A 22,334-nucleotide genomic window follows, 5' to 3' on the forward strand; every position below is an offset into this window, starting at 1 on the left:
AGGACTCAAATTCAGGGGGCGGTCGTCTGGCTTGCCGAGAGAAAGTTGCGCAGATCAATTTCAAACAGTTGGAGTTTGCCTTCTCTGTTCCGGTTACTGACCTCGGATTCTCCTCCGATCGAGGGAACTGGAGCGGCGAGCCATTCATCCAAGGCTGTAATCCCTATTCCAGATGCAAGATTGAGTCCGCGTACCTTTTCTTGCCCGATGAAACCTTATCTCGAAGCGGCTTGAAAGAGGTTACCCTGCGTCGGCCACCGGTGCGAACGGAGCAGTAAACGATTCAGAATCGATTGCCAGTTTTTGAGTCTTGGAACCTTTGTCTCTTTGGCGGATGGTTTGCATACGTTGACGACATCAGCGAGAATGGTGGATCTTATCTTTCATCCCTAGGATCGATCATGCGTTGCCAGCGGTTTGGAATGACGCTTACGGAATGGTTGGTGGTTATCGTATGCGTTGGCATTCTTCTGGGGCTGCTGATTCCATTCATTGGCCGCCACTCACCACATCGTCGAAATCAGTGCTCCACAAATCTCAAAAACCTCGCTCTCGCCTCAATCCTATACGAGAACGCCAGGGGGAAACTACCCGGTTACGCAATGGATTTTGGCACTTGGACGGTGAGTGCGAAGCCGAGCGACCCGAGTGATCCCGATGCCGACACCAGCACTCTGGACAGTCATCGCAAGATAGGAACCTGGGCGGTCGCCGTGCTTCCTTGGCTCGATGCGCAACCGACCTTCGAGCACTGGACCGATGATCGGTATCCGATCGTTTTGGGTGGCAGCGATGCGATGCCGCTGTCCAGCGGTGAAGCGGGCAACGGATTCACGTCGCTTGCTGCGGTCAATCTAGCCGTCTTTCAATGTCCTTCCAATCCGCGTTCTGGCGAAGTGACGCATGGCAGCAACAGCTACATTTGCAATGCCGGCATGTACCATCGTGGCGCCAACGGTGAAGCGGCTTGGCAGATTCTTCGAGGTGGCGAGCAGATCACGATTGATTTCGCTCGATCGATGGCAACAGCGAACGGAGTTTTTAACAACAAAGTCCCCGCAATCAGAACGGACGGCAGGCCTGTCGCCGTCGGCCCCGATGTGTTGCTCGCGGATTTCACCGACGGTCAGGGGAATACGATGTTGGTGAGTGAAAATCTGCAAGCAATGCCGTGGCACCGCGCTGGCTTCATCAATGCCGAGGATTTGATCATCACTGATCAGGCCAGTGAAGTTCGCTACCACGAATCGAGTCGCTACACGCAAGGCATGGTTTGGCACTTTGAAGATGTCGACGTGAACGAAGCGACCGCGGTCGATCCCGTTCACCGAATCAATGGTTCACCGCTAGGTGAGAACTTGTTCAACCTGCGGATGAACAAGTTGAACGCCGCCGACGTGGCACGGCCATCTTCGGCGCATGTTGAGGGAGTCTATGCGGGATTTGCTGATGGGGCCACACGATTTATTCGTGAATCGATCGACTATCAAGTCTATCAGGCTCTTCTAACACCAAGCGGCAACCTCAGCGACGTTCCGCGTCCGGAATTCAAACTCTCCGACGACTTTTAGGTTCAGTAGGAGTGCGGTTACCGAGTGTCGGTCTTCCGCTCAATAAAGCCGTTGCATTGAAGCGGCTTGAGAGAGACCACCCGGCGTCGGCCATCGGTGCGAACGGGGCTGTAGACGATTCAGACGCGATTGCTAGTTTTTAAGTCCTAGAAACCTTTGTCTTTTTCTACGAACAACCTCTCCACTCTAGTTGAACATGCCGGTGGTGGATCCGCAAAACTGCGCCATCCCAATCAGTCTGACTTCTCTTTAGTAATTCTTTTCGGTAGGAACTTCGAACGCACGTCACTGGATCCGATGGCGAGATAGCGTTTCAAGGTGCGGAAGGGCCTTTGAGTTCAATGCTCCAGTACACCGACTCGTTCAGGATTACTCACGATGACTCAACGACACGCCGCATTGAGCGCAGGACTCATGGCGGTCCTGCTACTGACAGTGTTGCTCCTTGGCAGCGTCGCCGAAGCACAGGTCAAGGTTCGCGGATATACTCGAAAAGACGGAACCTATGTAAAGCCTCACTTTCGATCAAGACCGGACGGGAACTTCGAGAACAACTGGAGTACATCCGGCAACAGAAACCCATACACCGGCAAAATCGGAACCAAAACCAGTCCCTCTGCGAGTGACTCAGAGGGAGGAGGGCCACGAAAGGCCGCGGCGATTCTTTGGTCAGGCGGCGAGGGTACCTCGATCCGACGTACCGAGTCCTCCTTGCCATCGGGACGCTCCGATGACGGAGTGCCTGAATTCTGGAACCAAACCGCGCAATCCGGATCACGTATGATGACCAATCCGTTCGTTGTCGAAATGGAAGCGACGCCTTTCGAGCGTGATTTGAACGCGATCGCTCAAGTTCTTACGCGGGTTGATGTTCTGTCGCGCGATCCCAGTATGCCACGTTGGCGCCGGTGCGCATCAGCGATTCAGCTACTCTCTCTCCCGGACTATGGGAGACTGCCTCAATCGATTCAATCGCTGCTGCAATCGCGATTCAACGCAATTAACTCTATTCTGTCTCGCTATTCACTCAAAAGTGGAAGTGATTTTCAGCAACTCTCTGACCTAGATGCCCAGCGAATTCAGAAGCAGCTCCAGGAAATCGCGGCTATCGATCTCCGCTTTGATCAGAAAACTCAATGACGCCGCAGTCCTTTGTGAGTGTGTGCTTCGGAGCCGGTCTGGCTGTGACTGGCGTGAACATGTTTGATTGCTGCAGTGAGCTGAGGTGTTGCTGACTGACTTCGGCCACAGGGGGTCCCTCCATGATTCCGTTTCAGCGTCGCGAGGCAGGTGTTGGCTGCTTTGGAAGCTGGCTTTCGATTGGATGGATCATAGGCGGGGCCGTTCCTGTTGTGCTCAGGACTGCTCTTCACGCCGTGGAGCGGGCAACCGTCTGTTCACGTCTGTGGCCGCGATTCCGATCGGCGCTAGAGAGTGGGCCAGCCTCAAGACCGCGAAGAGCTAGTATGGCGGATCGTCTGGCCATCCGTGGCGAAACGCGACGGTCGCTGCTGCGATACCTGCGAACCGGATCAAACGGGTCGGCCTCTTTGATCCGTCCGCGTGAGATCGCTGGGGATGACCAACGAAGCTATCGGGTGACGAGCTGATCTGCTCCGGCGTCGGTCTGGTGATCTCGCATTTCTCCGTCGAAATCGTGCGTCGCATTGGGCAGCCGTTTGCACGCGTCGGTCACGCCCGCTACGCGGTGTTTTAGGTGCAGATTGCCGTCTACAGCGCTCTCGAACGAGTCGGTCAGAACTTTCGTGACGTTGCCATCGATCTGCATGTCTCCAGAGGCCTGGTTTTGCAGACCTGGGCCGCTGAGCAGATTATTGGCAACGATTAATCCGTCGTTATCGTGAACCAGACGAATCAGACGTTCTAGACGGCTGCTGGGATCATGAATCGTATTGTGAACGACAACGCAGTCGGTGGTGTAATCGGCCAGGATGCCACTCTCCGGCGCTCGGGTGATGAAGTTATTTCGTACCACACACCGTAGGCAATGAGTCATCGTCTCTGCCTTGATGTGCGCATTGCCCAGGCAGATTCCGCTGTCGCAGTCGATGATGGTGTTGCGCTCGATGATGCAGTCGCGTGAGTCGTGCCACAGGAAAATCGCCCCGCGGGCTTCTCCTGTTCGTCCTTGGATACCGATGAAGACGTTGTCGCTGATCGTCCAACCGGTGGCGTACATAATGTCCATGCCGCCAATGTAATTGCCACCAAATTTCTCCGGAGTATCGGCTGGATCGTCGGGAAATTGCTTCGGTCGATCGTTGTAAAACAAGCAAAACCGCACGTGGCAGTCTTTCGGCCGCAACTGTTCGCGATTGTCGGCCGGAACACCGACGCCTTTGATCCCACGCTGCCAGATGTTGTGGATGACGCAGTTGTGAATCGTGACCCGATGAACACCCGTGTTCGAATTCAGTTTAAAACCATTCCAGCGAACGTTTTGGATGGTCAGATCGGCGATCGTGACGCCTTCACACGCGCGAATGCCAATGAGTTCACCGTGTCGACTCTGGGCTCCGTCAATCACGACGCGCTGGCGACTGCCTGATTCACTTCGCAGGGTCACGTTGTCGGTCCGCAGCTCGAAGTACCGCGGCATCATGTAGTGGCCGTCTGCCAGCAAAATCGTCCCTCCGGGCCTGACCTCGTTCGCCGCGCGGAACAACGCATCGACACTCGACACACGAATGACCTGCCCGGTCGGAGGTGGCAGAGCCGGTGCTGTCGGAAGCCAGGATCGGTCTGGCAGGGTTGTCTGATCCTGCGCGCAGGCCGACGACGCAAAAATCGCGAACAGGATCAGCGTGTTGAAATATCGTGAAAGTGCCATCAGCAATTTTGAAGAGTTACGGTTTACTTCGGGGCAGTCAACACTCGGTCAATCACTTCGCCATACTTCAAGAGAGTCAGATAGTTCCGCAGCTCGAAGCCGTTGTGCGTCAGCGATTCGGCCGAGTAGTCGCCTCGGTACTGTTGGGGTGCGGACGGGTGCACACCATCGCGAGCGATCAAGGTCGGAACGTCGTACCCCTGATAGCCTTCGAATTTGTCGAGTGCACCGTCCCAGTCGTCCGGACGGCGCTGGAGGATTTCTGCGTGGTAGTCAATGAGCGGAACTTGGAGGTCGCGCGCGATGGAACGAATGATTTCGGCAAACTCCGCCGATTTTTCGGTGAAACCGTGACGCGGAGGGATCGTAGTGAGAATCACGATGGTCCCGTTGTCGAGGCATTGCTGCACGACATGACGCATTCTGTTTTCGTATTCAGTGCTGGGGACTGAACGCAAATCGTTGCTACCGAACATGACGATGGCGACTTCCGGATTCAGTCGCATCAGCCAGCTGGACAAATTCTGATCGGCCCAGCGAATCGTCTTGCCACTTTGGTTTCCGTTCTCCGGACCCTTGCGGTCCCAGCAATCCTCGATCATGTGCGAGCTGACCAGATCGAACGCGTTGACCATTTCCGGCGGAGCGTTATTCCTCTTGTAGCGGAGGCTGGACCAAAACGCGCGCGAGTCGGTGATCGAATCGCCAAACTGAGCCAGCACACCCCGCTCGCCTTGATACTTCGAGTGGACCTGTTTCATGGGCGCCACCCAGCCCGGATCGCGATCGGCGCCCGCAGCGCCAACCTGCCATGCGGCAACGATCAGCAGGCAAAGTCCGGGTGAGAGTATCAGCGTCGTGGACGGGAGGTGATTTCTCATTCGATTGCCTCTGTTTAACAACGAGTGATCAATAAGTGTCGCGATTGAAGTCATCTCGCCCCCGCCGCGCAGCGGTTTGCGGGGGAGAGAGTTCGTTAGAGGGGGAGGAAAGAAACGACACCTATTGATCGCTCGTTGCTTCGATTACCTGTTGCCACACCGAAGCCGTCCGTCGTCTTCGATCTTCCATCCGTGCGGATTGGACGATTTCAGATGCTACGGTGCGGGTTCGAACTCAACCCATCCTGTGCGAACATTCTTGGCGGTCGCAAGCTGCCATTGACCGCTCGCGTCAAACACGTGCGATTCCTGATGCTGACCCTCAGAGTCCGTCCATTGGTACGTCACTTTGACCGGATCGGGGTGACCGGTGTTCTGAATCAAATGGGCCTCAGCGCGAAGATAGCGTTTGCCGCCGTCGTTGCGAAAGCGGATCTGGATCGGCTTGCCTGGTTCAGCGATTAGCGAGCAAGAGCCGTAGCACAAACTCTGAGACCAAAAATCGTCGGGCTCGTCACCCCGTCGCGGTATCGCCCAATCCTTCACGATCGGCTGCCAGTTCTTGCCGGCGTCAAGACTGTACTCGATCGAGTATCGAACATTCGGATTCGGCGGATTGCCCGAGGCCGTGTGAGCCGCTGCGTAAACGCGAGTGACAGGATCGCTGGGCGTGGCGGTGAGTGTCACCGTCTTTTCACCCAAGGCGCCGTCCGTGACAAAGCTGCGTGCCAGTTCCATTTCGGGCCCCATCGCGAACACGCTGCTGCCGCTCGCTTCATAGCTGATCGCGGTTCCGTCATCTTTGAGTCGTGGGAGAACTGCCACGTTGGCTTGGCAAACCGTGCGAATCTGCAGATTCGAATCGGCGAGTTGCTTTGCGCTGGTCGAGAATCGAAGCCAGTACTGCGAACGTCCTTTTACAAAGTCTGTCAAATCCAAGCCGTCGACGAATTTCTGCTTTGCCAGCCATGTGCGGCCAGCGTCGACCGAGATCGATACTTCACAAGTCGCCCCGCCACGGAGCACGAGACCATTTCGGCAACCCGCTTCATAAATGCCCCAGCCGTCGTCGGTGGGTGGTGTTGCGGCAATCACGTACGGAGTTTGAAATGCGAAAACCACCTGTTCGTTGTTCTCTGCCACGACACCTTCGCGGTAATCCTCCGTGGCAAAGTCCGGTCGATAAATGTATTCAACATTTGCAAAGCGAACTTGCCCATTCCTGTGCGGCGTCCCGGACGTGGAGCCGTACATCCGCTCGGGCTGATTGACCCAGGTCCTTGAACGCTCGGGCCCCGGAATACCATCGGTGTTGTAATTCTTTCCCCAAAAGACAAATGTTTTTCCATCTTCAAGGCCAGGTTCGAAGTAACGACGCATCCGCTCACCACGACGCAATCGCACCATCGGGGACGGTCCGGCGTAACCGGCCAAGTATTCCGCGACGGCGTATTCCCGATACGAGTTCCCGTCGTCCGGATGCAGTCCGCACACCAGCCAACCACGCTGTCTGTCGGGCTTGAAACGACGATCAATCCAACGGTCGACGTTCGGTTGCATCTCGCCGAGTCCTAGCAACCGGCGACCTGATTCATCAAAGATGACTGTCGACAAATCGTGATCCAATAGCGCCCAGCGGCCATCGGGCCCGTAGTTGCCACGCTGCAGAAACACTTCAAAGGCATTGTGTCCCGCCGCGCCGACGCCGCGGCCTCGACCATGTCCCAACAAATGTTCGAACTCAGCGGTCCACTGCGAATGGGTGGTGCCGCACAACCCAAAACCGTAACCGAAAAGCCCATTCCAGTACTCGCGAAGACGTGAGTCCTTGGCAGACTCAAATCCGTCTCCCCACAGATCGCGACGCCCGGCTTCCCCGTGCCAGTAATGCGTATTTCGCCAAAGCCAAGAGGCAAGTGCCTTCTGCTCGTCGGTTTCAACCTCCAGCCCGGTGACACGCTGATAAGTTTCTGCCTGCGTCGCGAAGAGTCGGTCGAATGTGGAGATCGCCAGTTCACCTGGATACCAGGGATGGTCCGTGCGGATTTGGGGATCGCCCGTGTCAGCGAGAAGGGTTGCCGAAGGTACCAAGAACATCAGAATCGTTAACGATGTGCGGATCATGCGGCGACGGCTCGTCTGATTCAATGCAGGTGGTCGGGGAACGAAATTCAGCTGGGTGATCACTATACTCCATGGACTGAAGAAAGGTTCCAAGACTCAAATTCAGGGGCGATCGTCTGGCTTGCCGAGTAAAACTTGCGAAGTTCAATATTCAAACAGTTGCAGTGCGCTTTCTAAATTCCGGTGACTGGCTTCGGATTCCGCTCTGATCGATGAAACCGGAGCGTCGGGCCAGTGATCCACGACTGCAAACGCCATTTCAGATGCATCATAGATTCCGCGCACCTTTTCTGTTCCGTTGGCTATTCGTGTCATTTGTGTGATTCGTGGTCGACCTCTTGCTCGCCTTTTCACGGATTTGGTTCGAAGCCGCGAGACTCTGGACCCGCAGTGGCGATTCCATCTTTGGCGAGTTCGGTTAACCCGCCAAGGTTTGCGTGTAGGTGGATGGTGGGCATGATTTCTAACCACGAATCACACGAATGACACGAATAAGAAACGTGATTGAATTGTCTTTGCGGGAGAACGGTTTGCAGGTCGATTTTGAAGGAGTTGCAGTTCGCTTTCTAAATTCCGGTGACTGACTTCGGGGTCTGCTCCGATCGATGAAACCGGAGCGGCGCGGAATTTGGCGTGTGTCTGGGATCGCACCGAGCTAGAAAGGCCGGCTGAAGCCGGTACTACGAACGGAACGGAATGGAATGAACACTTTTCCGGCTACCCGGTTTGCGGGTAACGGTCAGTTTGTTGCTTCCTGAACTACAGAAACCTTTTTCGATGGTTGGCTATTCGTGTCATTTGTGTGATTCGTGGTTGACCTATTGCCCGCCTCTGCATGGATTTGAGTCGAAGCCGCGAGACTCTGGACCCGCAGTGCCGATTCCATCTTTGGCGAGTTCGGTTAACCCGCCAAGGTTTGCGTGTAGGTGGATGGTGGGCATGATTTCTAACCACGAATCACACGAATGACACGAATAAGAAACGTGATTGAATTGTCTTTGCGGGAGAACGGTTTGCAGGTCGATTTTGAAGGAGTTGCAGTTCGCTTTCTAAATTCCGGTGACTGACTTCGGGGTCTGCTCCGATCGATGAAACCGGAGCGTCGGGCCAGTGATCCACGTCTGCAAACTCCATTTCAGATGCATCGTAGATTCCGCGTACATCTTCTCCCCTGATTGAAGCTCGCCCAACGTCAAGCTTCGCTATCGCCTTCCTGGCTTTGGACGTGAGCTAAGTTCAAACGATAGCCCACCCGGTTCCGTCGGCGGGATCGTTGCATAAATTGGCGATTTCTCGGGGTGGCTATAAATTTCAGGCAATTGGTTGATCAGATTCGCGTCAGCTGCGGATGTGCCTGGTGGAACGGAAGAACCGTCCGGCATCGCATACTTGCGGAACAGCACCATGTAGTTGCCGGGAACGACTCCCTCGACTTCGGGTTCCGATTGCAGCGTGAACGTGCCGTCAGAGGCGCTGGTTGCATAGCCGCCGCGTCCCTTGATGCCACGTTGAGGAACAAGCGTCACCGAGACACCCTCGATGGGTTTGTTGTCTAGCAGCACGATTCCTGTTGCCGCAACGACTTCATACGTCGTACCGCCGTCGCAACCGATGCTGGCCAGCGCCAAGATTAACGCAGTGCATAGGAGAGGATTTATTTTCTGCATGTTCGAGTGTCCTAAGGACTTTAGAAAGTGTTGATCGGAAAATCGCTTCGAGGGACAGCATGGCTCCGGTGCGATCCATGTTGTCAATGTTCATATGTCGTGATTGAGTGCTCGCGACACGAGCCGTCCCGCCACAGTGAATAACGGATCTAGAAATCTTCGATGACTTCCCCGTCTCCGACATATGCCAGGTGTTGCAGGATAGTGATTTCCGTCGATTCGCTGATGAACCGAACCGAACCGTCTGCCATCGTGAACTGAGCACCGCCGGGATGCACGCTGCCTGCGGTGGACCAGGCGCTGAGACGACTTGCTTGACGGGTTCGCTGGAAGGGGTTGGCATCCCAGGCACAGCACAGCAAGTTATTGATCCCAAGACTGTAGGCCAAATCTACGCCGTTACCGACCCACTTGGTGTATCCCCATGTCTGCGGCACACCGTCATGCACTCCGCGCAGCGTTTCGCAAACAGCGACGGTGTTGCTGGAACCATCGACCAAATCTCGCATGCGAGACGAATCGTCCATGCCAAACATGCGACGCGTATACAGATCCTCTTGGCTCCACTTCGGCGCCCAGGATGAAGTTCGGCGAATGCTGAACTCGTAATTCGTGAAGGCTCCTTCGAGCGTGGTTGTGCCGGGCGAGATCGAATAGCTGTTGCTTGAAGTGGTCGCGTAATGAGTTGGATTTGGATCGGAAGGACACAAGAACGACTCGACGGCGGTGCTGACGGCTACGTCGTTGGTGTTACCCAGTTCGCCAGGCTTGGGGCCCGGAAGCGTGCTTTGTCCTGAATCCCGAACGTAGGACCCCGTCGACAACGAGGCGTCAATACTTTCGTAAAGGCTTTGCTGCTCGATGTAAGGCAGTACTCCCATCCATCCACGGTGATTGCGGACATTTTGTAGACCCGGGATCGCGGTTCCCGAAGTGATGGATCCCGCTTTACCCGCTGAATAAGGGAACTTGTTGAACGCACTGTGGTAGTTGTGTAATCCAAGCCCGATTTGCTTCATGTTGTTTGAACATGACATTCGGCGAGCCGCTTCGCGTGCTGCTTGAACCGCAGGCAACAGCAATCCGACCAAAACACCAATGATGGCGATAACAACCAAAAGTTCAACGAGTGTAAAAGCTTGGCGACGTTGCTGAAATTGCATAGCAAAGGCTCTTCAAAAAGTAGATGGACTCAAGCCGAATGGAACATTCGGCTAATACAAATTCCGCCTAAGAACGTCGGGTTCGCAAACCCCGCGCCAAAGCAATCAACCCGTGTCGATGACGGGCCCAGCAACCGTTCCGAGCTGTAAACCAGGAGATTCGCAAGGGGAAGTGGCGATGCACAGCGGCGAACTAACGTCTCCACGATGCCCCTTCGCGCTTCTCGCGGCCCCTCATGTGGTGTGTCCGCAGGGCCTGGCTAAATAGTTCCGCCATTTTGCGACCCCGTTTTGTGGACTAGAAAATTGAAGAGGTCCGGGACGCGAGTTGCGGAATTTATTGGCACCTTTCGCCGAAGCGTGCAACCACTTGCCGCAGGTTCGGGCGACCTGCCCGACATCAGCACGTTCTCGCCAATGGATGTTTGGGACCTGTATCTGAAAGCTGGCAAGCGTGCCGCAATGCAAGTCCCTGTGGGACGCACGTCGGTCGTGGTCGCTCAATCGGGGCGCGTTTCGGTCAACGGGTCGCCGATGAAAGCAGTCGAGCTTGCCCTGTTGGATCGCGATGGCGACATGATCACGATCGACTGCGAAACGGAGTCGCAAGTGCTGGTCTTAACCGGCCAGACGCTCGGCGAACCCGTCGTCGGCCAAGGCCCATTCGTGATGGCTATCGCGAAGAAATCCAGGACGCGATCCAGGACTGCAAAGCTGGGAAAATCGGCCATCTCCATTCGCCGGGTCAGCCGCCTCGGCCAATTCATTTGCATCAGTCGAAGAATGGCTCCATCGCAGGCCGCTGTCGCTGATACCACTTCAGAATGCCAACTCGTGCGGGCCTCCACATTCGGCGAAAGCGCCAGACGCGCTGGTCCCATCAAGAACGTCAAGCTAAAGAAAAGCTGAGCTCCTCCAGGTTCGCTCGATCACTCAGCGCATGGCATCAGCGAAGAGCCGACCATCGTCAGTATCTGCTCCGGTGTCGGCCACCGGGGCACTGAACAGCGTGTCGAATTCGTCTTGGTCTGCGCCACCTTGATCATTTACTCGATCGCTAATCGCCTCGACCGTGCTTCGTTCCAGGACTACAGCAGCGTGAGGACGAATCCGTTCTGTTTGAACTACAGAAACCTTTTCCGGTCGTTAGCGATTCGTGTCATTTGTGTGATTCGTGGTTTGCCTCCTGCTCGCCTTTTCATGGATTTGAGTCGAAGCCGCGAGACTCTGGACCCACAGTGCCGATTCCATCTTTGGCGAGTTCGGTTAACCCGCCCAGGTTTGCGTGTAGGTGGATGATGGACCTGATTTCTAACCACGAATCACGCGAATGACACGAATAAGAAACGTGATTGAATTGTATTTGCGCGAGAACGGTTTGCAGATCGATTTTGAAGGAGTTGCAGTTCGGCTTCCAATTCCGGTGGCCTACTTCGGATTCTGCTCCGATCGAGGGAAGCGGAGCGGCGCGGGATCTGGCGTGTGTCTCGGATCGCACCGAGCTAGAAAGGCCGGCTGAAGCCGGTACTACGAACGGGACGAGGGTGAACACGTTACCGGCGACCCGGTTTGCGGGTAACGGTCAGTTCGTTGCTTCCTGAACTACAGAAACCTTTTTCCGGTCGTTAGCGATTCGTGTCATTTGTGTGATTCGTGGTCGACCTCTTGCTCGCCTTTTCACGGATTTGAGTCGAAGCCGCGAGACTCTTGACCCGCAGTACCGATTCCATCTTTGGCGAGTTCGGTTAACCCGCCCAGGTTTGCGTGTCGGTGGATGATGGACATGATTTCTAACCACGAATCACACGAATGACACGAATAAGAAACGGAAAAAGACAAAGGTTCCAGGACTCAAATTCAGGGGCGATCGTCTGGCCTGCCGAGAAAAAGTTGCGCAGATCAATATTCAAACAGTTGCAGTTCGCATTCTAAATTCCGGTGGCCTACTTCGGATTCTGCTCCGATCGAGGGAACTGGAGCGGCGCGGGATCTGGCGTGTGTCTCGGATCGCACCGAGCTAGAAAGGCCGGCTGAAGCCGGTACTACGAACGGGACGAGGGTGAACACGTTGCCGGCTACCCGGTTTGCGGGTAACGGTCAGCTGGTTGCTTCTCGAACTACAGAACCCTTTTTCGATGGTTGGCTATTCGTGTCATTTGTGTGATTCGTGGTCGACCTATTGCCCGCCTCTGCATGGATTTGAGTCGGAGTCGCGAGACTCTGGACCTGCAGTGGCGATTCCATCTTTGGCGAGTTCGGTTAACCCGCCCAGGTTTGCGTGTCGGTGGATGGTGGGCATGATTTTTAACCACGAATCACACGAGTGACACGAATAAGAACGTGATTGAATTGGATTTGCGCGAGAACGGTTTGCAGATCGAAATTGAAGCAGTTGGTGTTCGGCTTCCAAAATCCGGCGTCGGCCACCGGTGCGAACGGGGCTGTAGGCGAATCAGACGCGATTGCTAGGTCCAGTCCTGGAACCTTTGTCTTTTCCAAAACTGCGTGCGCAGCGAAAACGCTCGCTTGAAAGAGGTGTCTTCGACAGCTCGATCTCTAACGCAGCTCAAACGCTTCTCCTTTGAGTCGCTCAAGCGAGTTCTGCTGCGTCTTCGTCAAGATGGCCAATAGATCTTTGCCCATCTCTTCATTTCGTTTCACAATCACCTCGCGAATTCTGCCGTGCTCGTTTTGTTCTGCAAGCTTGGAGACTTCGTCCTTGATGCTTTGCGAGGACTCGTCCAGCACCTTCTGCAGTTTGTCGCTCTGTGAATCGCTAATCTCAAGTTCGTCAACAACCCAGTCCTGGAATAGTGCGCGAGCCCCCAGTTGCTGAAGAAAAATTCCCTTGAGGCGATCCATCTGACTTGGAAACAATATTTCCTCGAGTTTCTCATCGCCTTCTTCGAAAACAGCCTGAAACTGTTCCGCACTCTTGCTTCTCAACGCCTCTCGCTTCTTTGGATCTTTCTCGCGGTTGCTCTCATAGGCTGACTGCTGGTGCTTCTTGATCCGTTCGCCAAGCTGAGCACGCATCTTCTCGAATGCCGCTTCCTGATCTTTTTCCAATGTGATTTCTTGCTGAATCTTGGGAGCCATCATGAGTTGCAGCAAATACAGCCGCTTCGGACGCAACCTCTGGTCCTTCGCAGCAGCGGCCGTTCCAAGGATTCCAGGCGGTTGCGCTTTGCAATCAATCCCGCTCTGCACCGCCAAGAGTATTCCCGGCAAGATCGCCAGGACTAGAAAAAAGTGCCGTTTTCCACCAGCATCAGAAAGCATCTCAGTCTCCTGTTCTCGATCAAACACGAACTCACACATCGTAGTAAGGACGCGCATGGACTAGCTAGCGCGATTTGTCGCGGGCTTGAGTCGATTGACTGAACGCTACTCCGGTCTGTCCGGGGCAAGGAAATGTTCCAGAACTCAGAGGGCTCATTCGTGATTGTGGTTAGAAGATGATGGGGTTCGGAAATTGGTTGTGCTTCCAAGGTGCACCGTTCCATCGGCCGGAGTACTGTGGCGGCCGCACGGGGGTACGGCGGGACGGCGGGACGGGGGCGGGATGGCAGGCGAGGTCGACAGCGATGCTGAAGTGAGAAGTAGCACGGCGCGGAACCACGGGGCTGTTGGGGGCGCTGTGTTTGTTTCCGGTCAGTGCAGTTGCAGGTTGGTTCCAGGATGTTGTTGGTGGAACTGTTTGACTGCCTCGGGGCCGATCTGACTGCGGCTGGCATAAACGTATTTGAGATGCTGAAGTGGGCTGAGGTGTTGCAGTCCGACTTCGGTCACCGGAGTGCCATGCATAAAAATCCACTCCAGCTTGGCTAGTTTTGCCAACGATTTCATCGCATCGTCACTGACGTCGGATTCACTAAGTCCGATTTGTGTCAGATCCGGAAAGGCTTCCGCGACCTTTCGAAGCACATCATCGGTCAGCTTGCTGTTTGCAAAATGAATTCGATCGAGAGCCAAGTCTGAAATCGAATCGATGTCCGCCGGATCAACGCTCGCACCGCCAAAGCGGATTTCGCTAATCGAGTCGACCTTCCCGACTTCGCCAAAGACCTGACTGGTGAGTCCGGGATTGTCGTTCAGGAATATCTGCTGCAATCCGTTCAGGCGAGCGAGATCGGCGAACGCATCGTTAGTCAGTTGCTCGCACCCGCTGAGTTCCAGCCATCTGATTTGACTTTTCTGTGCGAGGCCATCGATCAAACGCTGTATCCCTACATCGGTAATCTGCGAGTCGTGAAGCGATACCCTGGTCAGTGCGGGAAGCAACAGCAGGTCGTCGATGGCTTGATCAGTGATTTTGGAAGACCTTAGCGTGACTTCGGCGATCGACGGATGGTTGTTGAATGCACCCAGGACTTGTGAAGAGATGGATTCGGACTTGATCACCAGGCCTGTCATCGACAGGTCTTTCAGCTTCGCCAATTCCTGATCCGTAGGCTCATCGTAGACGGCAAATACGGTTCCGAGTCTTGGTTCGGCTTTGAGTGTATTGATCGTGCTATCGTCGATTTTGTTGCGAAGGTGCGCCGATTTGTGTGTTTGAGGAGGAATGTTTGTGAAACTCACATTGCGTGATTTTGGTCGGGCAAACGCAGGAGCAGTCCCTCGACCACCCACCATGCTGGTGCCGTTGAAATGGATGTATCGAACATTCGGCAGTGCGGTGAGTAGTTGGTCGGCTCCGTCCCGCGTCACGCTGGTTTCGCGGAGGAAAAGCGATTTCAACGACTGGTTGCCGTGTAGGTGTTTCAGCCCTTCGTCGGTGATGGCAGACTTTGAAATCGAGATCGATTCCATCGACGCATTGGCGCTCAACGCCTGCAAGCTGTCGTCGTCGAAGCCGCAGCGATAGACGCTAAGCTTTTGGGCACTTGATTTTCCGATCGAATCCCAGCCTTTGACGGAGATCGCGAGTGAATGCTTGAGTGAAAGCGAAACCGGCAACTCGAGTTTCGCGATGTGAGCGCACTCTTCATCATTGGCGTCGCTGATCGAAATCGAGATTGACCCAATTTGGCGTAATCGATTCAGTGAGTCGACACCGGGCTGACTGAGAATGACTTCCGACAACGAAAGGGTCGTCAGTTTCGGTAGTTTCTCGAGGTATCCAAGCTCAATTTCACCGATTCGAGTTTGCAGGGTCAATGTTTGAAGAGCCGGGATTTTGCCGATGGACGCCACCAGAGATTCGTCGATCACGCGATCATCGAGCATCAGGCCGCGTAGCGACCGGGATTTTTCTAGGTGAGCAAACGCATCGCTGGTGATCGACGTGTTTCGGATCGACAGAGTGTTCAGCGATGGCAGATCGGTCAGTTGCAACAAAGCATTGTCGGTGATCATAGGCCCAGACAAGCTGACCATTCGCAGATTCGGGAAATGTCGCAGTTGTTGAATCGACTTCTCCTTCGTAATCGTCAGTGACAGCATGGGAGTGTCAGCACGCCGGACGATTCGCTCGCCATACGACTCCAGTTTTCTGATTGCCAGTTCTTCGTTCGTCATGCTAAGCAGTTCAACCTGCTTGGCTGCTACAGAAGACATGTCCGATTCCGCTTGATCAGCGATTTTCTTCATCGCCGCCAAGACAGCTGCCTTCGAGTCCTCGTTCTTGGCGATCTGAATCAAAGCGTCGATGCAGCGAGCACTCGTTTCTAGATCCTCCACCAACGCAGCGTGCTGAAGTGCGTCAATCGCTGCGTCACCGCTGGAAATCAATTTCTCAAATGCAGTTTGCCGCGTCAGAAACTGGCGGCTCGTCAGCTTGTCCACAGCAGCCTGGATCGCTTCGGCGTCAAGCGGTGCGGCTTGATCCGAATCGGAGTCTGCCGGCACTTGGGCCTCGGCGCCAATCGTCGATCTGTCATCGATCCAGCCCATGCAAAACGCCACCGCGGCGACAGAAGTCAGAACAGAATTCCTGAATCGATTGCTCATGTCGGTCACCAATCTCAGTCCGCGTGGATTTCAATTTGCATGTGGGCGGGCCAATCACCGCCGATCGCCGCGGCCCAATATACCGCATCCCCCAAGGGCCCGCGTGAAAGAGAAGATTCAGAAGTGTCGTTGGTAGGAACGGTGTCCGCCGGAGACGGACCTAAGAGATCAGAGAAACGCCGGCTGAAGCCGGTACTACGAACGGAGTACCACAGCAGAATCCGCCCAGGGATGCGAATTGAATGTTTGATGCGTTGGGAGGTTCGGTTTCGTGTAGGATTATGTCGAACGAATCACCCCTGGCGAAGTTGGGCGGACTGCAGGAATCGTGATCCTGCGTCTGATCGAATGTTTGCTGTTGATTTTGAGAATCGTTTTGCAACAAGGTGATGATGCCGTTCAGAATCGAACTCTGGTAAAGGCGCTGGAAAATGAGATGTTGGACCAAGCACATGACGTCTCATCTTTCCACCTGCGGGATTCTTCTGATTGCGATGATGTGTTTGGGGGAAGTCGATTTCGCGATCGGCGACGATCAGGGCACCGTATCGCATGATGATTTTCGGTGTGAAGCGGTGTCCGTCATCACGTCTGGTTCGTCGATGATGAAGACGGCGGTTGCCGATCTAGGCGAGTTGCCGGCCGGTCAGCATGGACTGGCTGTCGTACGACTGACGAATCCTTTTGATTTCGATATTCCTATTTCGTCGATCACCGGAGGTGTCGGATGCAAGAATCCAAGTTTGCGGTCAAACGAAATTCCCGCTCTTGGCGTTGCCGTGCTCCAATTCCAAGTCTCGCCGCCAACCAGGAATCGTGACAGCGTATTCCGTGCTACCCTTCGCCTGGCGGTCGACCGGACGAAGACCGGCGTCCCCTCGATCACAACCGTTCGTGTGGCACTCACGTACCGGATCAAGGGCATGCTTTGCTTCCCCGACAGGCTCATCTCGGTGGATGTTCCGGACGGGGAATCCATGCCGCTTGCGATCCCGTTCATTTCAACCCTGGACCGTCCGCTGAGTCAATTGCAAGTGAAGACAAGCGGAGTCGCTGAAGGCATCGAAGGGAAGATCGTTGCCAGCGACGGCGCCAGTTCTGTCCAGGTCGTCATCGACGCCGGCGCTGCTAAATTCCGGGGAGGTCACGCAACGATCACGCTTGCCGATCCAACGTCGGGATTGTCTGATTCGGTGGAACTGGTGATCTATCGACAACAACCGGTACGGATCAGTCCACGCACCTTGCACTTCCGTCAATCGGAATCCGGACTCTCGGCCGTTGCCATCTTGCAAATCGTATCGGACGACGATCAGAGCAATCCAGGCGGTGATCGAGATCCCGTGTCGAGCTTGTTTTGCGAAGCCTTCGTCGACGGCCAGGAACTTTCGGTTTCAACAACGCGAGTATCCGACAAGATATACAGGATCCAAGTGCAAACGACCTCGGATGCATTGGAAAGGGCGGCAGACGAAAACGAGCTTCGCCAGATTCAGTGGAACGTCATTGCGGGGGATGAAAAAGTGCTCGTTCAATCGTTCTTCGCTGTTTCAAGGTCGGCCGTTTCGGAGCTCTGAAATGCAACGAAGGATTCATCCACTAATGCTCGCTCTGCATCCTGTGTGACGCAGTTACCAAAGTTTGACCACCATGCCACACCGACGGACAATATCAATGTTTTGGACTCCTGTGAAACGATTTGGAAAAGCCTGCGCTCCGTTGGTGATGATTGGCTCGATTGCCTCCGACAAGGATTGGCGGTGCATCATTCGTCTGGATTTCGCGATTCGTCTGGCTTTCGCGGCCGTTTTATTTGCCGGCGGTATGGCTCGTTCTGGCCATGCCGAAGACTCACTGGCGACGGATCAGCAACGAGCCGAAGCCGTGTCGTTGTTTCAAGCATTGGAGGCCAATTGGGCAGGGCTGCAGTATTACGATGTAATCGCAACGGAAGAGAGCTTTTCGCTCGAGCCCGGTGGGAAGTCGATGGTGTCGACCAGCCGTTATCATCTGGTCGGTGATCTGGAAGAAAGTCAGTATCTGTTGGTGGGCTCTGGCGGCAAAGAAATAACATCGCCTGATAAAAGCGACCCATGGGTCGGTCGAGTCATCGCGGGTTTCGTCCTCGACTCAAGTACCGGAATGGGATGGACTCGATCGCCTGGTCTTCACGAGGTGATCCAACATGTGAAGGGGCTCGACCAGCCAATGGCGATGCGCACAGCTCTCGCGCGTACAGCGTGTCCGGATGTCCGGCTGATCGGTTCACGGCTATATCCGTCCCAATACTTTGCCGACGTTAGTTTTAGCGAGCATTTTCGTCGCGAGTTCCATCAAGGATCCGATCTTGTCATTCAAGAGACGGGCGATGGCAAAGCGAATGTGATCCAGACGTTTCTGGTGGGGGAGTCTTCGCAAGTCAGGCGAGAGTACCTATTCGATCGCGAACAACTCGTTCCCCTTCGAATACGACATTTTACAGGACGTCGCGATGCCTTGAACCTGAAGCCCGATCGTGTAGAGGTGATCGAGTGGATGGAGACGAACGGAGTTGTTTTGCCAAAATCCATCAAAGGTCAAAAGCGTAGCGCGATCGATCGATCCACTGGCGAGTTGGCGACGGAATACTACGATGTCAGCTTCACGTGGAAGCATGTGAACCAGCGGCCGACGGAAACGATCGATGGCGTTGAATTGCTGAACGACATCGAGAAAATGCAGGCGTTTTTGACCGTTTCCGAAGTCGAGGGCGAGCCAGCAGCCGAGTGAGCTGTGCTCGCCATGATTGGCCGGTGATCAGGGGGGGAATCGATCCGCGAACAGGCATGGGGAGCGGTGCCCACGCGGCAAAACGAAAGCCAACCTGCACCCCCTGCAAAGAAGAATCCGGTACAACTCGTTTCACAGCGTGCGCGTCAGGCCGCGCGAGTGTTATTCGAATTTGATCCTGTGTACTGGAAGGCGTTTGATGCTGCAAAAGATCAAGCTGTGGGCAAAAGGCCGAATGAGCTTTCTGACTCGTCGGATTCTCGGGCCCCATGTGAAGGCGTTGGTTGTTCAGGCAGGTGACTACCGCTTCTTGATCGACCCGGAAGATTACGGCGTCGGACATCAATTGCGTAAGCACGGTCACTATGGTTTGGACGAACTTGAACGACTGCGGCCATTGGTCAGCGAAAACTCTCGCGTGTTGGTTGTCGGAACGCACGTAGGGACTCTAGCGATTCCGCTATCCGCGATCTGCAAAAGCGTCGACGCTATCGAAGCAAACCCGGTGACCTTCAAGTTGCTGCAAGCCAATGTCGCCATCAATCAGGTCCAAAACCTGTTTGTCCACAACATTGCAGCCAGCGATTCCAACCAACCCTTGAAATTTCTTGTCAATCGCAGTAATTCGGGTGGCAGCAAGATCGTCCCGAAGAACAAGGATTTCATGTACTACTACGACAAGCCTCAGGAGATTTCAGTCGAAGGGATTCCTCTGGACGAAAAGTTCGCCGAACAGGAATTCGATTTGATCGTCATGGACATCGAAGGTTCCGAATATTTTGCGCTGCGAGGAATGCAACAGATTCTCAGTCGAGCGTCAACGCTGGTGGTTGAGTTCGTGCCCCATCACCTGAGGAACGTCAGCGGTGTGACGGTGGAAGAGTTTCTCGATACGCTGACAGCATACGACACACTGACCATTCCCACCTTGGGGAAGACGGTGGGGAAAGCGGACTTTGCGAAGGTGCTGGGACAGCTTTACCGGCAAGGCAAAAGCGACGACGGCATCATTTTTCAGCAATCGGCAGGCAGCGTTTGATCGGGCGATTCCCATCGGATCTTGGCACCATCGGCGTTCACACAAGCAAGACCGCAAGGCGGTACCGCCTGCGGGTAGCCAGGGGTCGTTCGGTAATCCTACATCCTAGGACGAAAATCTCGACGGTTTGTCGATCGAGTGAGCCGTGATCGCGTGAGCGGCCGGGCATTTTTCGTTGCCAGTTGCCTCACGGCCAGCGTGCCAGAAAAGGTGCCAGGACTCTTTTTCAGCTCTGCTGGGGCCGTGAACGGTGGCTTGGCGCCCCTTCGATTGCTCAAGTCCACATGTCGCGGTCCAGGCTGCGGTCGGAACTCCACCCACGTGAACGGTTGCGGCCCGAGTTTGTATCCGGACGCCACACTTACGTCGGGGATATGCGGCCTGAAGTAGACGTCTCGCGAGTCTACATGCCCTCCATGTGCTGAGTCAAAGCACCCAGCCATACAGAAATCTCGCGTGCGTTACTGCGAACCGAATTCATCTGGCGAGAATCCGGATTTCACGATAGCGCACCTGCGATTTCTTGGCGGATGCTTCCAGGCTCTGTTGGTACTCGTCTGCTTTTTCCGGGGGTGGTGCTGATACGACGGGCAGCAAAACGACTTCGACCTTGCCGTCCTCCCAAAGGCCGAGGTTCTTCAATCGCGAAATCGTTGCGGTTGCGTCAAAGGTACGTGTCAACGGATGCGTGTGTGCGGTACCAGTCGCGCCTTCGGGAACCTTTTTCGGAACGCCGAACAAATCAAGCGTCCCAAGCCGGTATAGCGATTGCCGATCCACGTCATTGACGTCACTTGGCAAATTGAGATAGACCGCATACGTGAATGCGGGCGAATGATCGAACTCAATCCCGACAACTTGAATCAGCAGTTGCTCTTTCTCGGCTGCCGCCGGCGCGACCGTATTGAAAGGCAAGCGCGCTCGCTCCGTCATCGGAACCTCAACGCGGTGTGGTTTCAGAGTCAACGGTGCTGAAAGATTGCTGCCCGCAGCAGCGTTTGCGTTGATTCCAGGTGGCTGCTTGGTGGAAGCGATCGATTGGTAACCTTGGGGCAAAGTCGAATCGGCGTCACCCGCGTCTGTATTCGCGTCAGGCGTGTGACCGTGTGTCATCGCTGGATGGACCGCCGCGACCATCATTGGCGATTCCGCTGTTGCTGGCATCGCCGGAGCGGGAGTCGTGTCATAGGAATAGCCAAGCTGTCTGCTGTACAGGTTTTCTCCAACTCGTTCGCTAACAGTTGTTCCGTCAGCCGCCGCGAACGGAAATTGCTGATCCAAAAATCCGAGACTGGTGGGGTTGCTGCGTCCACCACCAAGGTTAAGCCAATGGTCCCACAGACGGTCAATGTTGCAGTGGTGTAACCAGAAAATCGGATCATTGGCGGCGGTCGGAACGGACCCCATGTTTCCACCAATTTGAACATGAATCGCACCGTGTGGAGATCCTTCTAGCTGCGAACTAAAGCCAAACCTGCCTAGAAAGCTTGTCTGGGCCGTCGCATCGTTCAAATCGTCCCGGACAATGGACAGCGGCAACAATGCACCTTGGTTGATGAATCTCGAGTCATCGAACAGCGGATTCGTCGCGTCGGCCGGCTGGCGAAACGCGATCGGCAGCGCTCGGTCTTCGGTCCAGTCCCAGTAGGGCAACGTGAGGTTCGGGTCGCCCGATGCTTCCGCCAATATTTGTTCAAAGTGAAACAGGTATAGCCGGTGCCAGGAGAAGAAATGGTCAGTTCCGTGTTGGCATTGGTTGAATAGCGGGTTGCTTCCTGTAAACGTCCCATGAATGTTCGCTTGGAAAGCCCAGCTCGTTGGATCACTCGCCGGGCGCGACTTCATTGCATCGATTCCACGCCGAAGTGTCTCGATTTCCGCCTCGTCCAAACTGCGAATGTTACGTCGTACGCGTCGCTCGACCCTGGCTTCTTTGACACCGTCGCCAACACCCAAAACCCGGACACCACGCAGCCACGGTGCTTCCTTTTCGAAGTTGATCCACGAGTCGGTAGCAGTGACGGTTGTGATTTGTGTCGTAGCGGGGCCGGCGGGAGGCACCGACGTCAGTTGGTAAATCTGATAGCCGTCCTGTGGCGGAGTCACGAACATCACTCGCTCCAATTGAACGTCAGTGAAGCCGCCACTTGGCAACTCGCCCGACGCCGTGACGATGACCGCTGGCGGTTGAGTCGCGACGGTGTGGACACACAGGTGAGCAATCTTTGGAACAACTTGCCGACTTTGTGCGTTCGCACTTGAAGCAACGAATGCGAGAGTCAAAGCTGCAGTGGTCGGAATAAGAAAATTCATG

The 22,334-nt window shown here is 54.9% G+C and carries 14 protein-coding genes; 6 read left to right on the forward strand and 8 right to left on the reverse strand.

Translation table 11 applies throughout. From position 1 onward, the window contains the following. Positions 1-422 precede the first annotated feature (422 nt). A complete protein-coding gene (locus K227x_RS03510) occupies positions 423-1,571 on the forward strand; it encodes a DUF1559 domain-containing protein (RefSeq protein ID WP_246146821.1) in 1,149 nt (382 codons plus the stop codon). Positions 1,572-2,309: 738 nt separating this feature from the next. Then, a complete protein-coding gene (locus K227x_RS03515) occupies positions 2,310-2,711 on the forward strand; it encodes a hypothetical protein (protein WP_145168090.1) in 402 nt (133 codons plus the stop codon). Between the two features lie 451 nt (positions 2,712-3,162). On the opposite strand, the gene K227x_RS03520 is transcribed toward K227x_RS03515, so the two are convergent. From K227x_RS03520 to K227x_RS03540, 5 genes are all read right to left on the reverse strand, one after another. Continuing rightward, positions 3,163-4,422: a right-handed parallel beta-helix repeat-containing protein gene (locus tag K227x_RS03520; protein ID WP_145168091.1), complete on the reverse strand. Its 1,260-nt coding sequence runs from the start codon at positions 4,420-4,422 to the stop codon at positions 3,163-3,165. Positions 4,423-4,445: 23 nt separating this feature from the next. Beyond that, positions 4,446-5,303, reverse strand: coding sequence for an SGNH/GDSL hydrolase family protein (locus K227x_RS03525; protein ID WP_218933752.1), 858 nt, complete (start codon positions 5,301-5,303; stop codon positions 4,446-4,448). A gap of 216 nt (positions 5,304-5,519) precedes the next feature. Further along, on the reverse strand, positions 5,520-7,520 hold the full coding sequence (locus tag K227x_RS03530; RefSeq protein WP_145168093.1) for a hypothetical protein: 2,001 nt from the start codon (positions 7,518-7,520) through the stop codon (positions 5,520-5,522). 1,109 nt (positions 7,521-8,629) lie between these two features. Then, positions 8,630-9,094 (reverse strand): carboxypeptidase-like regulatory domain-containing protein, encoded by a 465-nt coding sequence (locus K227x_RS03535; protein WP_145168094.1) that lies wholly within the window; start codon positions 9,092-9,094, stop codon positions 8,630-8,632. A gap of 149 nt (positions 9,095-9,243) precedes the next feature. Beyond that, a complete protein-coding gene (locus K227x_RS03540; RefSeq protein WP_145168095.1) occupies positions 9,244-10,257 on the reverse strand; it encodes a DUF1559 domain-containing protein in 1,014 nt (337 codons plus the stop codon). A gap of 360 nt (positions 10,258-10,617) precedes the next feature. Here K227x_RS03540 and K227x_RS03545 point away from each other — a divergent pair, with 360 nt between their 5' ends. Next, positions 10,618-11,166 (forward strand): pirin-like C-terminal cupin domain-containing protein, encoded by a 549-nt coding sequence (locus K227x_RS03545; protein WP_145168096.1) that lies wholly within the window; start codon positions 10,618-10,620, stop codon positions 11,164-11,166. Between the two features lie 1,647 nt (positions 11,167-12,813). On the opposite strand, the gene K227x_RS03550 is transcribed toward K227x_RS03545, so the two are convergent. Both K227x_RS03550 and K227x_RS03555 read right to left on the reverse strand, forming a co-directional pair. Continuing rightward, a complete protein-coding gene (locus K227x_RS03550; protein ID WP_145168097.1) occupies positions 12,814-13,539 on the reverse strand; it encodes a hypothetical protein in 726 nt (241 codons plus the stop codon). Positions 13,540-13,911: 372 nt separating this feature from the next. Further along, the gene (locus K227x_RS03555; protein WP_145168098.1) at positions 13,912-16,212 is read right to left on the reverse strand and encodes a leucine-rich repeat domain-containing protein; all 2,301 of its coding nucleotides are present in this window, start codon (positions 16,210-16,212) and stop codon (positions 13,912-13,914) included. Positions 16,213-16,664: 452 nt separating this feature from the next. On the opposite strand from K227x_RS03555, the gene K227x_RS03560 reads away from it, so the two are divergent. From K227x_RS03560 to K227x_RS03570, 3 genes are all read left to right on the forward strand, one after another. Then, entirely contained in the window at positions 16,665-17,789 is a 1,125-nt protein-coding gene (locus K227x_RS03560) for a hypothetical protein (protein ID WP_145168099.1), read from the forward strand. A gap of 97 nt (positions 17,790-17,886) precedes the next feature. Continuing rightward, a complete protein-coding gene (locus K227x_RS03565) occupies positions 17,887-18,981 on the forward strand; it encodes a hypothetical protein (RefSeq protein WP_145168100.1) in 1,095 nt (364 codons plus the stop codon). Positions 18,982-19,180: 199 nt separating this feature from the next. Then, positions 19,181-20,020, forward strand: a complete 840-nt coding sequence (locus K227x_RS03570) for an FkbM family methyltransferase (RefSeq protein ID WP_145168101.1) — start codon at positions 19,181-19,183, stop codon at positions 20,018-20,020. A gap of 477 nt (positions 20,021-20,497) precedes the next feature. Here K227x_RS03570 and K227x_RS03575 read toward each other — a convergent pair whose 3' ends face one another. Beyond that, positions 20,498-22,333, reverse strand: a complete 1,836-nt coding sequence (locus K227x_RS03575; protein WP_145168102.1) for a tyrosinase family protein — start codon at positions 22,331-22,333, stop codon at positions 20,498-20,500. Between the last annotated feature and the right edge of the window lies 1 nt (position 22,334).

The sequence above is a fragment of the Rubripirellula lacrimiformis genome (genome assembly GCF_007741535.1).
In the GTDB taxonomy this organism is placed as follows: domain Bacteria; phylum Planctomycetota; class Planctomycetia; order Pirellulales; family Pirellulaceae; genus Rubripirellula; species Rubripirellula lacrimiformis.